The 12,402-nt window shown below is 44.8% G+C and carries 10 protein-coding genes; 5 read left to right on the top strand and 5 right to left on the bottom strand.

Translation table 11 applies throughout. The annotated features are described in order from the left end of the window. Positions 1–58 precede the first annotated feature (58 nt). Positions 59–2,239 (top strand): 4-alpha-glucanotransferase, encoded by a 2,181-nt coding sequence (malQ, locus tag ACRQQK_RS12995; RefSeq protein WP_457512015.1) that lies wholly within the window; start codon positions 59–61, stop codon positions 2,237–2,239. A gap of 175 nt (positions 2,240–2,414) precedes the next feature. Continuing rightward, entirely contained in the window at positions 2,415–4,601 is a 2,187-nt protein-coding gene (glgB, locus tag ACRQQK_RS12990) for a 1,4-alpha-glucan branching protein GlgB (RefSeq protein WP_457512013.1), read from the top strand. Positions 4,602–4,667: 66 nt separating this feature from the next. Here glgB and ACRQQK_RS12985 read toward each other — a convergent pair whose 3' ends face one another. From ACRQQK_RS12985 to zntR, 5 genes are all read right to left on the bottom strand, one after another. Then, the gene (locus tag ACRQQK_RS12985; protein ID WP_457512011.1) at positions 4,668–5,309 is read right to left on the bottom strand and encodes an START domain-containing protein; all 642 of its coding nucleotides are present in this window, start codon (positions 5,307–5,309) and stop codon (positions 4,668–4,670) included. A 7-nt stretch (positions 5,310–5,316) separates the two neighbouring features. Next, positions 5,317–6,342: an acyltransferase gene (locus ACRQQK_RS12980; protein WP_457512009.1), complete on the bottom strand. Its 1,026-nt coding sequence runs from the start codon at positions 6,340–6,342 to the stop codon at positions 5,317–5,319. A gap of 129 nt (positions 6,343–6,471) precedes the next feature. Beyond that, positions 6,472–7,434 carry an AEC family transporter gene (locus ACRQQK_RS12975; protein ID WP_457512007.1) on the bottom strand — a complete coding sequence of 321 codons (963 nt, stop codon included), beginning with the start codon at positions 7,432–7,434 and terminating at the stop codon, positions 6,472–6,474. Between the two features lie 136 nt (positions 7,435–7,570). Then, entirely contained in the window at positions 7,571–8,671 is a 1,101-nt protein-coding gene (locus tag ACRQQK_RS12970; protein ID WP_457512005.1) for an SO_0444 family Cu/Zn efflux transporter, read from the bottom strand. Position 8,672: 1 nt separating this feature from the next. Then, complete coding sequence (gene zntR, locus ACRQQK_RS12965) at positions 8,673–9,092, bottom strand: Zn(2+)-responsive transcriptional regulator (RefSeq protein ID WP_457512003.1); 420 nt, start codon at positions 9,090–9,092, stop codon at positions 8,673–8,675. 197 nt (positions 9,093–9,289) lie between these two features. On the opposite strand from zntR, the gene ACRQQK_RS12960 reads away from it, so the two are divergent. The 3 genes from ACRQQK_RS12960 (at position 9,290) to ACRQQK_RS12950 (ending at position 12,396) form a co-directional block, all read left to right on the top strand. Then, a complete protein-coding gene (locus ACRQQK_RS12960) occupies positions 9,290–9,880 on the top strand; it encodes a TetR/AcrR family transcriptional regulator (protein WP_457512001.1) in 591 nt (196 codons plus the stop codon). A 58-nt stretch (positions 9,881–9,938) separates the two neighbouring features. Continuing rightward, on the top strand, positions 9,939–10,796 hold the full coding sequence (locus ACRQQK_RS12955) for an alpha/beta fold hydrolase (protein WP_457511999.1): 858 nt from the start codon (positions 9,939–9,941) through the stop codon (positions 10,794–10,796). Positions 10,797–11,010: 214 nt separating this feature from the next. Continuing rightward, positions 11,011–12,396 (top strand): DASS family sodium-coupled anion symporter, encoded by a 1,386-nt coding sequence (locus tag ACRQQK_RS12950; RefSeq protein ID WP_457511996.1) that lies wholly within the window; start codon positions 11,011–11,013, stop codon positions 12,394–12,396. Positions 12,397–12,402 lie beyond the last annotated feature (6 nt).

Genomic DNA, 12,402 nt, shown 5'->3' with positions numbered 1-12,402 from the left:
ATTAATAATCACACACCCTACACATTTGAAGGATTATGCAGTCCCTTCGGAGAGAGCGATGAAAGAACAAAATGCATTAAAACAAGTCGCTGCGATGGCAAAAATTGCCGACAGCTATGTGAGTGCTTGGGGCGATGAAGCAAAGGTAGAAGATGAAACAATTCGTCGTCTTTTGGCTTCTTTAGGTTATGACACAACCAATGATCAAACCTTATTAAAATCGGCTGAGAAAAAACACAAAGCCGATGTATTGGAACCCGTATTAGTAATTCGTCAAGGAGAGCCGTTAGAGGTTTCTCTCAACCTAGGTTCTAGTGCTCGTGAAAGTGAATTTGACTGGCGACTAGAAACCGAACAGGGCGAAGTATTTGAAGGCTACCTACAATCTCAAATCGTTCGTGATGAGCGCGCAGAAGGTGGTCCGCTTGTATTCTCTTTACCGGGCGATTTAGCGCTGGGTTACCACAAGCTATTTGTTTCTCGTAAGCGTCGTAAAACGCCTTATGAGATGACGGTTATTGTGACACCAACAGCATGTTACAAACAATCAGCTCTGGAAACAGGCCAAAAGCTTTGGGGACCAAGTGTACAGCTCTACACATTACGAACTCAGCACAACTGGGGTATCGGCGATTTTGGTGACTTGAAACAGTTGGTTGCAGATATCGCATCTCGTGGTGGTGATTTTGTCGGTTTGAACCCAATTCATTCTCTGTTCCCAGCAAACCCAGAAGGTGCGAGCCCATACAGCCCGTCTTCTCGTCGTTGGTTGAACATTCTCTATATTGATGTGAGCTCAGTACCTGAGTTCGCTCTAAGCGGTGAAGCACAGCAAAAAGTGGGCAGTGCAGAGTTCCAACAGCGTCTGCAAAAAGCACGTGAATCTCATTGGGTGAACTACACCGAAGTCGCGCAAATGAAAATGAGCGTACTGCCACTGTTGTTCACTGAATTTAAAGCTCGTCATTTGGACAAAAATACCGATCGTGCTCGCGCGTTTTTGGACTTTGTGGAAGAGGGCGGTGATAGCCTATTGCATCAAGCAACCTTTGATGCACTGCACGCACAATTGCATGCAGAAGACAGCAATGTTTGGGGCTGGCCTGTTTTCCCTGAAAAATACCGCCGCTTTGAAAACCCTGCGGTACAAACTTTCATTGAAGACAACCAAGATGCTGTTCACCTTTATATGTACTTGCAGTGGGTTGCTGACACGCAAATCAACGAAGCTCAGGCATTGGCCGAAGAAAAAGGCATGGCTGTTGGCTTGTACCGCGACCTAGCGGTAGGTGTCGCGGATTCTGGCTCTGAAACATGGGCTGATGAAGGCAACTTGATTCTCGATGCCAGTATTGGCGCTCCGCCAGATGTTCTTGGTCCGCTAGGTCAAAACTGGGGATTACCACCGCTAAACCCACAAGTGCTGCAAGCGACGGGCTATGATGCTTACATCAAGCTATTGCGTGCCAACATGAAGCATTGTGGTTCTCTGCGTATCGACCATGTACTTGGATTGCTGCGTTTATGGTGGATTCCAAAAGGTGAAAACGCAACTAAAGGTGCGTACATCTACTACCCAGTGAAAGACATGTTAGCTATTCTTGCGCTGGAATCGCACCGTCACCAATGCAGTGTGATCGGTGAAGATTTAGGTACTGTACCAGACGAAATCGTGGATCTGCTTCGTGATGCGGGCGTTCACTCATACAAAGTCTTCTTCTTCGAAACATCTAAAGAAGACGGCGGTTTTATTTCTCCTAAGCACTATGCGCCTCAATCCATGGCGGCTCTGTGTACGCACGATATGCCGACTCTGCGTGGTTTCTGGCACTGCGCTGACCTGAAAATGGGTAGCGAAATTGGCTTGTATCCAGACAAAGAACAACTGGCAGAGTTGTTTGATGACCGCTTGAAGTGCAAACAAGGCATTTTGGACTCTGTGGCTTGGCATGGTTACTTGCCTGAAGGCGTAGGTCGTGATGCAAGTCTGGTTCCTATGGATTCATACCTGAGTGAAGCATTGCAACTGCATGTTGCGGCAGGTTCTTCAGGTCTACTCAGTATTCAGCTTGAAGACTGGTTAGAAATGGATAATCCTGTCAACATTCCGGGAACCGTTGATGAATATCCAAACTGGCGTCGTAAGTTGTCGATGAATTTGGATGAAATCTTCGCCCGTGAAGATGTGAACCGAATTTCAGCACGTTTAACGGAAACGCGTGCGAAAGCCAGTCAGTAATAGAGTTTGTACTTAAAAAACTCAGGGGGAAATTTAGTGATTTCTTATATTTACACTAAGAAATTTAAGTTAGGTCACTCTCTCGTTCTCCTGAGTTCTGTAAGATGAATTAACGCTAGTATGCCCGCCAATGTAGCGGGCATTTTTATTTCTCTGTTGCGCTGGGAGAAGAGTATTGAAAAAAGCTAAAAAGCCATCGAAAACACAAGTTGCCTATAACCAGCTTTCCCATGCGGGTTTTGCTGATCCATTTGCATTTTTAGGTCCGTTTATTTCTTCTAAGCAAGGGGCATTGCGCGTATGGATGCCGGGTGCTGATAAAGTAGAGCTGTTAGTGGAAGGAGAGCCGAGAGTGGCTCTTGAAAGAGAAATCGATGCCGGTTTTATTCTTAGATCAGACAGAGACCTTCGCTTCACCCATTATTCCCTTGCGATTGACTGGGCGGGTAGCGAGCAAATTATTGATGACCCATACCAGTACCACGGAATTTATGCCGAATATGATGATCTGCACACTCCGAAAGAGATGTATCGTCATATGGGATCGCAGTTCATTACGTTAGAACGCGACGGTAAGCAGATCTCAGGTATTCGTTTCCTTGTTTATGCACCTCACGCTTCTGCGTGTAGTTTGGTTGGTTCCTTTAACCAGTGGGACGGCCGTCGTCATCCGATGCAACGTTTAGATTATGGTGTTTGGGGGCTGTTCATACCGGGGCTAGAGGAAGGTGTTCAATACAAATTTGAACTGAAAGGACCACATGGTGAAGGCTTGCCTCATAAAGCAGATCCTTGGGGCTCTTATGCTGAGCAACATCCTTCATTTGCCTCTGTGACTTATGATCATAGCCGTTATCAATGGCAAGACAGTGAATGGCAACATCGCCCTGTTACGCAAAAGCGAAAAGAAGCCCTTTCTTTTTATGAGCTGCATGTAGGCTCGTGGAAACGTGACGAGAATGGAAACTTCCTCAATTATCGCGAGTTAGCTCAGCATTTGATTCCGTATTTGGTTGATATGGGATACACCCATGTAGAGCTTATGCCGGTTTCTGAACATCCGTTTTATGGCTCTTGGGGTTATCAACCGGTTGGTTTGTTTGCTCCAACCAGTCGTTATGGCTCGCCGGATGATTTCAAATACTTTGTTGATATGTGCCATCAGGCAGGTATTGGTGTGGTTCTCGATTGGGTTCCTGCACACTTCCCGTCGGATGATCATGGTTTGGCCAACTTCGATGGTACGCCGCTATTCCATGACCCTGATCCGCGCCGTGGCTGGCATCAGGACTGGAATTCTTACATCTATGATGTTGGACGTGAACATGTGCGTCGTTTCCTAGTCTCCAATGCTCTGTATTGGTTCGATATGTTCCATGTCGACGGTATTCGAGTTGATGCTGTGGCGTCGATGCTTTATCTCGATTATTCACGTAGCCATGATCAGTGGATTCCAAACGTCGATGGTGGTCGTGAAAACTATGATGCCATCGCAACCTTTAAGTGGATGAACGAAGAGGTTTATAAGTACTTCCCAAATGCGATGACCATTGCTGAAGAATCAACAGCCTTTCCGGGCGTATCAGCGCCAACCTTTATGGGCGGCTTAGGTTTTGGTTTCAAGTGGAATATGGGGTGGATGCACGACAGCCTTTCATACATCAAAGAAGATCCGGTACATCGTAAATACCACCACAACACGTTAACTTTTCCGTTAATTTACGCATTCAGTGAGAACTATGTGTTGTCTTTGTCTCACGATGAAGTGGTTTACGGTAAACAGTCGTTGATCCACAAGATGCCAGGAGATGAGTGGCAACAGACGGCGAATATGCGTGCCTATTTTGGCTATATGTACGCGCAGCCGGGTAAGAAACTCAACTTCATGGGGGCTGAGTTTGGACAGACGGCAGAGTGGAATCATGACGACCAGTTACAGTGGTTCTTAACCGCGTTTGATCGCCACCGTGGTATTCAAAGTTTAGTTCGTGACCTGAATCATCTGTATAAGAATGAAGCTGCTTTACATGAACGAGATTGCGAACCATCCGGCTTCGAGTGGCGTTTGCAAGATGCGGCGGACATTAGCGTGATTGCTCATGAGCGTATCAGTGATAAGGGCGAGAGAATCTTAGCCATTACCAACTTTACACCAGTACCGCATGAACACTTCCGTTTAGGGGTGCCAAACGAGGGACGCTATGAGTTGCTACTGAACACGGATAGTGGTCACTATTCAGGCAGTGATTTCGAAACGATCACAGTAGCAGAAACGGAAAGTGTACAAAGTGAAGGTTTAGACCAGTCTCTATTGGTGCGTTTACCGCCACTTTCGACCCTGTTCTACAAGCTAAAATCGTAGTAAAAACTGAGAAAAGCAAGCCTCGATTTACACTATAAATCGGGGTTTTTTTTATCGCTTCAACAATCACTCATTGATGTTTGGATGCTGCCGATTTTGGTATTGAGGCAGCTGAGCTTTTAGTGCTTCAAAAGTGTTGAAAGCGCTCGAAACAGAAAGCTGATTTGCCAGCCAGTCAGGCAGAAAACCACCCGGATCTGCGTATGCAGTGTAATCGATATGTGTTAATCCATTGGTGAGCTTTTCTAAAGTCCAATCCGCCTGAACCGATTTTATCCGAACGTAGTCTTTTTGTTCTGGGTATTGATCTGCCGCGTCTTTGATTTCCAGCTTAAACGCACCATTATCAACTTGGTATTTTGAGTACGTCACCATATCTCTGTCTCGGGCAGGCCATGGGGCAGAGAACTGGGTATAGACGATGTTTTCGTTGGGTGATATCTGCTTCAATACCTTGCTGCTGCTGACGTTGTCGAGCCATTTGGGCAGGTTTTCACTGTCTTCCAGTAATACTAAGAACGCTTGATATGTGGTGGGAGCAAACATTTGTGCGCGGATTTCGACCAAGCCTCCTTGATGCTCACGAATGTGAATTCGAATGCCGTCTTCGCTTTTTGCGAGTTTCCATGGCATGTCTGTGTTGTCACTGTTCGCCCAAACCAGACTTTGAGCGAAAAGCAGCGATAAAGTGATGACGCGCGTAAACATAAAACTCCTATCTAAACAGTATCCTCCTGAGAGGAGTACGCTCGATTCCTTTCACTAAGAGTAGTGTGATAATCGTCGTTCCTGCAAACAGTGTGATATCTCTATCCCAACTGCTCTGTTGCAATATACCAGAAATGTTCATCACCACTATCGCAACCAGTAAGTGGCTAACATAGATGCCCAATACGCTATTGGCGAAAGATTGTATCCACGTTGCACTTCCCCAGTTGGGTTTTGCTAACAGCACAAAGAAAATCCCCACGCCCCATAATGGCGTACCAAATAGGTAATCGTTATAGCCAAACATTTGCCCATATTGGTGTAACCCAAAGGCTTCAACGAAATGCAGAGCCATTCCCGATAGCGCCAATAACGATGCCATTTTTATGTTACAGGAGATATTGCGTTCGCGTATCACATAACCAATAGTCACCATCAAAGTACTAAAGAACGGGCCATTACGAGTAAAAAATGGTGCTTCCAATTCCGTCACTACATTGTAGCTTCCCGCCAGTACACCATAGATGTATAGCATTGCCGCGACTGGAATGATCCACTTTGACATATTCCAGCGAACTAAAGCAGCAATAATTGCTATCGCCATAATCAGTGAAGGTATAAACCATAGGTGTACTAAGCCGCCTTCAAGCAAAGAGTTCACCGGATTCATCAGCAGATAGTCCCAGTAGATCATGCGCTCTGCGAGATAGCCGCTTTTTATCAGTTCGTCAGAGTTAAAAGGCATCACAAGGCTGAGAATACTCCAGACTAACCAAATACGAATTAGTGGTAGAGAATATCGTTTCACCGTGTCGAAAGGTATCGCCTTTAGCTTAGGCTGAATAAGGTAACCTGATATCAAGAAGAAAAGCGGAACTGCAAAACGAGTGGCTTGATTAAACAGATATGCAAGCCAAGGTTCATCATTGTAAAAGGTATGAGTGGTAAATAACTGGCAGTGAAGGCCTATAATAGCGAGCATAGCCACCGTTCTTCCGAACTCTAGGCTCTTGATTTTATTTATCGAAGACATAAGTACTTACACAGAAAAAAGGAAAGCGAGAACAATACTGTATATGCAACTTATCCCTTTCGACGCACGTCAATAAATTCGTTCTTGGTGAGAATTATTACTCCAATATGTGAACTCGATTCTGTTCGGTTACATCAGACCAAATGCTGAAAGCAGGAAGATTCCCAAGGTGCATGAGAAAAGGGAAAAAACAGTGGTGAGTGCAATGATATTGGCAGCCAAGGTGGCATTTCCGCCCATCGCTCGCGCCATCACGTAACTCGCCGCTGCGGTTGGCGCTGAGCTCATCAGGAAAACCAGCCCGAGTTCCATTCCTCTGAATCCAAACATTAGTGCGCCAAGGGTGGTCAAAAGCGGAGCGAGTATCAGTTTAAAACCTGTGGCATACCAAGCGGGTGCATTATCATCTTTCAACGCTTTTAGGTCTAACGAGCCACCAGTGCAAAGAAGTGCCAGAGGCAGTGTCATGTTACCCAAATAGCGTCCAGCATCTGTGACCATTTCAGGAATAGGGATGGAAAATCCGTAGCAGAAGAGACCGGAGAGAATCGCAATAATCAGTGGGTTTTTGGTTAAAGTGCGAAAGATTATTTTGGATGGCGGAGTGCCTTTGGTATCGCTCTTCGCGCTTAACGCGATGACCGCTTGTACGTTGTATAGCAATGTCATGCTCGCCACATAAATTGCTGCAAGTGCCACTCCATCATTACCATAAGCATTGGCGACATAGGCGATAGCGATAATAGCGGTATTGGCGCGAAATGCGCCTTGTATGATCACCCCTTGATCTTTCGGGCGATTAAACGCTTTTTTGGTAACAAAAGTGGTGAACAGAAAGAACAGAAAATTCGCTACGAGGCCGTAAATAATTAGAGATGCGCTGGAAGAGAAATCGTGTTTTGAACTTATGATACTCAAGAACAACATGGTTGGCAGCGTCACTTCAAACACTATCTTGGAGGCGACTTCGATAAAGTTATCGTTAATCAGATTGATACGTTTAAGAAATACTCCGAGTACCAGCATTAAGCAAATAGGGCCTGTAATTGAGGCCGAAAACATTAATAACTGAAAGAGACTGTCCACGTTCATTCCTTGAACTTCTGGTGAAGATAACGATTTGAAGAAAAAAGCACCGTCGTTCTAACAACCGACGGTGCTTATTGTAAGATTTTTATACTCTACAGCGTGTTGTAGTTGATTGGAATACGCATGCGAACGGTTAACGCTATGAACAACAGCTCGCTTTCTCTTGTTTCGGGCTAAATCTTTTCCACAAGTCAGCCGCAATGATAACCGCCAATGCAATGCCACTTGTCCAAGCGAGCACTGGTGGTAATAGTTCATTACTGGCCGCTAGCTGTGCATCGATATTGATAGCGAAAGTATCGACTAAAAAGTTGGTGGCATAGCCAAATAGAATCGCCACACCCACCACACCGATTAGGTAGCTCACCAGCGCTTTTGTTCCTAATTCTTTTCTCACAATACCAAGGGTTGCCATATTGGTCGCAGGGCCTGCAAGTAAAAAGACCAATACTGCACCGGGTGATACACCTGCCAGCATTAGGCCAGCAGCAATTGGCGTTGAAGCAGAAGCACATATATACATAGGTACACCAATTAGTGCCATCAGTACCATTGCCCAAGGGCTACGGCTGATTTCCACCAATGCTTCGGATGGCACAAATGTCACAACCAAAGCAGAGATGATAAGACCCACAATAAGCCACAGTGACAGGTCTTCAATTAAATCGGTAAATGCGTATTTTTGCCCCTGCCATAACTTGCTCAGCCATGATTCTGATTTTAGTTGAGACGAGTGTTCAGATGATCCAGAGCTGCTGCTACAACTGTGAGAGCCTGAACAACATGAAGTTTTGACGGCTTCGGTCGCTGGCGGTGGTGTTTGTGTCTCTTTGTCTGTGAGCAACACCAGAAACGCAGCAGCAATAGCTGAAGTTGTCGCTGCTATAGGTCGAATGACCGCCATAAAGGGCCCTAATAGCGCATAGGAAATGGCAATGGAGTCAACGCCTGTCTCTGGGGTTGAGATTAGAAAGGCAGTTGTTGCGCTTTTTGAAGCGCCACCTCGACGAAGCCCAACCGCCGCTGGAATAACGCCACAAGAACAGAGCGGCAGTGGCATACCCAAAACAGCCGCTTTGACACTCGGCCACATACCGTGTCCGGTAAGATGTTTACTTAGTTTATCGTTGCTAAGCGTTACTTTAAGAATACCGGCCACGAACAAACCTATGATCAGCCAGAAAGAAGCATCAAGCCACAAATTGAGTAAGGTATCTAAAAAGGTTGTGATAGCTTGCATATTAAGCTTCCTCTGGTTGAGTTTGAGTAAGGGCCGTCAAGATAGTGCAGTGTTCGGCGGAATGAGAGCCACCGCAGCAACGTTCATTAATCACTTTCAAGGCGTCATGCATATGCTGAAGTTGGGCAATACGCAGTTCAATCTCATGAAGTTTTGCTTGAGTGATGTCTTTCACTTCTTGGCATGTGTGCTGCTCCGGTTCTATTTGAATCGAAAGCAGTTCCTGAATATCACTCAGAGATAAACCCACTTCTTTAGCGTGAAGAATGAATTTCAACTTATCAATGCAGTTTTGATCATATTGACGATAACCATTGTCGGCGCGCAGTGGTTCAATTAAGCCTTGTTGCTCATAAAATCGAATTGCCTCAGTGTTGATTCCGAGCTGTTTAGCCAGTTGGCCTCGGGTTAAAGACGCCATGTACAAACCTCGATTCTCTTGTCATTTTCCACCAGTATAAACTTTGTAGTTAAGTACAAGGTCAATACTTTATTTGTTTCTATCTACATTTATTTCCGCTATCTCTATTTGTAATAAGACTGCTCGCATAAACACTGTTTGTAATAAAAGAACGATCGTACTAAACTTCTTGGCGTGTGAACTGAATCTGATGAGTTATGAGCAAAGGAAAAATTACCCGCGAAAACATTTTGGCCAAAGCATTTGATCTTGCCAGTGAGAATGGCCTGGAAAGCTTGACGATAGGTGAGCTTGCCAAGCAGTGCGGGATGTCAAAAAGTGGTCTGTTTGCTCATTTCAATTCAAAAGAGAACCTGCAATTAGCTGTGGTTGATTTTGCGAACCAAGTTTTTATCTCTCGCGTTATTGCTCCCGCTCGTGAATTGGGTGATAAAGATATGGAAAACAAACTACGTTCCCTATTAGATAACTGGATGGGATGGAACCATTCATTCCAAGGAAGCTGTATGTTTTTGGATGCTTGGAAAGAATCGGCAAAAAGTGAATGTGCCATTCAGCAAGAGCTCAAGAAAATCATTTCTCACTGGATTCAGTATCTACAAATTCAAATAGATAAAGGCGTCGAGAACCGCCAGTTCCGAACGGATTTGGACGCCAAGCAAGCGAGTTACGAGCTTTATGGCTTGTACCTTAGCGCGCATTTGTTCTATTCCATCTATGGACAAGAGCAAAGCCACGAGAGATTTTGGCAAGGAGTCAGCGATTTATTTGATCGCTGGAAACGTTAACCAGAAAAAAATTTACCAATAAAAAGCACGACCGTACGTTTTTGGTTTAAGGATAGTTATGAGTGAGAAAATTTACTTCAATACAGCGCAACGTTTCAATTGGCGTCGCAGCTTAGTCAATGTCACCACACGTTTGCACCATTCGTTGGCTCCAAGGCACGCGAAAAAAACAGCAAGAAAGCTCCTTCTTACTCCAAGTCGTATGAAAGCGAAGAATCAGGCTCCTGAGGGTTTAATCAAATCTTACGTTTCTTCACCAGAAGGCCAATTAACCACTTTTCGTTTGGGTAAAGGACCGGTTTGGGTATTAACCCATGGCTGGTCAGGTTCTTCGAATCAGTTTTATCCTTTGATGGAACACATCGCCTCTTTAGGTTTTACCGCCCTTGCTTACGATCATCCAGGACATGGTGAAAGTGAAGGGGCTTTAGGGCATATCCCTGCGTTTGTTCGCGGACTGGAAGCTATTCTGGACAGTGAAGAAAATGTGGTTGGTTTGATTGGACATAGCATGGGCAATGCGACGGCTTTGGAATGTCGGCACGCCAAAGTAGTAAATTGTCCTATGTTGCTGATTGCTCCCGTATTGGACTATCTAGATAACCTGTTCAGCACCGTAGCTCGTTCTGGTTATTCCATGCGTCTATTTGAAGAAGTCGTCAACGAAGTCCAAGACGAATACCACTACCCAATTCAGTCTATTGATCCATACAAAAAGCTTAAGCAGCGTGAGTCTCAGACTATAATTGTTCATGACGAAGACGATAAGTTTGCGAAGTATTCGGTATCGCAAAAGGCGTCTCAAGAGATGGAAAATGTTACGCTTATCACCACTCAAAACCAAGGTCATGGCAGAGTGATGACAAGCCCTGAGGTGATGACCGCATTTGATCAAATTTCTAGGCAGGTTTCTTAAGATTAAGGATTTTACTTGGAAAACTGTTTAAAACTGGTGTTTTATTAAACATCAGTCAAACGAAAAGGGATATTTATATTTCTATTTATTTCATGATGTTAAGTTGTTGGTTTTAATGTTGATTAGTTTAACAACTTGACAAAAATTTATTATCTCCTTGTTTGGTTACGTGTGATCATTGTGTTGCCGTAAGGCCTTTATAAGGAAAATAATAATGAATAGAAATGATAGTGTCCCTTTACCCAGTAACACCCGAGAATGGTTTTTTCACCGAAACAGTATGATTGTCATTGCCGATCTTGCTCTGTTTTTCATCTTACTGTTTACCCTCCCGTTTGAATCCAACGTTGTTTTAGGCTTAAGTATGCTGACGTTTATCGCCATCCTCTGGCTAACGGAAGCATTACATGTAACCGTCACCGCGATACTTGTCCCTATTATGGCGGTATTGTCTGGCGTGTTTGACACGCAAGCTGCCCTAAACAACTTTGCGAATTCGATTATCTTCCTATTTTTGGGCGGTTTTGCCCTAGCGGCGGCTATGCATCGTCAAGGTTTAGATAAAGTCATCGCAGATAAAGTCCTCGTACTTGCTCAAGGTCGAATGAGTGTCGCTGTCTTTATGTTGTTTGGTGTTTCTGCCGCTCTTTCTATGTGGATCAGTAACACTGCGACGACCGCGATGATGTTGCCTCTAGTGCTTGGTATTTTAAGTAAAGTGGATGATAAGAGGGGGCACTCTACCTATGTGTTTGTGCTACTAGGTATTGCTTATAGCGCCAGTATTGGTGGGATTGCAACTGTGGTGGGCAGCCCACCTAACGCAATCGCAGCCGCAGAAGTTGGTCTAACATTCGTCGGCTGGATGAAATTTGGTCTTCCAACCACTTTAGTTATGCTGCCAATTTGCTTGGCCATTCTCTACTTCATGCTAAAGCCTGATCTCAGTGGTCAGTTTGATACTCATGCAGAACCTGTGGATTGGGACAAAGGCAAAATTGTCACATTAGCGATCTTCTCGCTGGTGGTGTTCCTGTGGGTTTTCAGTAAGCCTGTGAATGCCATGCTTGGTGGTTTTAAGAGTTTTGACTCACTTATTGCACTTTCTGCCATCATCATGGTGAGTTTTGCCCGAGTTGTGCACTGGAAAGATATTGAAAAAACAGCCGACTGGGGTGTGTTGCTTCTGTTTGGTGGTGGTATCTGTTTAAGCAATGTATTAAAACAAACGGGCACCAGTGTTTTTCTTGCTAATGAACTGAGCCAGTTGATTTCACACTTTGGCTTATTCTTCATCGTGTTTGTTATCGCTGTATTCGTTGTATTCCTAACGGAATTCGCAAGTAACACGGCAAGCGCGGCTTTGCTTGTTCCTGTATTCGCAAGCGTTGCGGAAGTGTTCGGTGTATCACCAGTTCTGCTATCAGTGCTGATTGCGGTTTCAGCATCTTGTGCATTCATGTTACCTGTTGCCACTCCACCAAATGCTATCGTGTTTGCAACAGGGCATATAGACCAAAGAGAGATGATGAAAGTCGGCTTCATCCTCAACATCGCCTGTATTGCTATTTTGACTACCATCGCAATGACATTCTGGTGAGTTTGG

The sequence above is a fragment of the Vibrio sp. C8 genome, from assembly GCF_054051265.1.
The sequence above is the reverse complement of the archived record's forward strand: the minus strand, read 5'-3'. Positions and strand labels throughout refer to the sequence as shown.

Excerpts from the sequence above, each read along its gene's own strand:
- ACRQQK_RS12955 (WP_457511999.1), top strand. The coding sequence starts at position 9,939 with ATGAGTGAGAAAATTTACTTCAATACAGCGCAACGTTTCAATTGGCGT.
- zntR (WP_457512003.1), bottom strand. The coding sequence starts at position 9,092 with ATGGCGTCTTTAACCCGAGGCCAACTGGCTAAACAGCTCGGAATCAAC.
- ACRQQK_RS12960 (WP_457512001.1), top strand. The coding sequence starts at position 9,290 with ATGAGCAAAGGAAAAATTACCCGCGAAAACATTTTGGCCAAAGCATTT.
- ACRQQK_RS12980 (WP_457512009.1), bottom strand. The coding sequence starts at position 6,342 with ATGTCTTCGATAAATAAAATCAAGAGCCTAGAGTTCGGAAGAACGGTG.
- ACRQQK_RS12975 (WP_457512007.1), bottom strand. The coding sequence starts at position 7,434 with ATGAACGTGGACAGTCTCTTTCAGTTATTAATGTTTTCGGCCTCAATT.
- ACRQQK_RS12970 (WP_457512005.1), bottom strand. The coding sequence starts at position 8,671 with ATGCAAGCTATCACAACCTTTTTAGATACCTTACTCAATTTGTGGCTT.
- ACRQQK_RS12985 (WP_457512011.1), bottom strand. The coding sequence starts at position 5,309 with ATGTTTACGCGCGTCATCACTTTATCGCTGCTTTTCGCTCAAAGTCTG.
- ACRQQK_RS12950 (WP_457511996.1), top strand. The coding sequence starts at position 11,011 with ATGAATAGAAATGATAGTGTCCCTTTACCCAGTAACACCCGAGAATGG.
- malQ (WP_457512015.1), top strand. The coding sequence starts at position 59 with ATGAAAGAACAAAATGCATTAAAACAAGTCGCTGCGATGGCAAAAATT.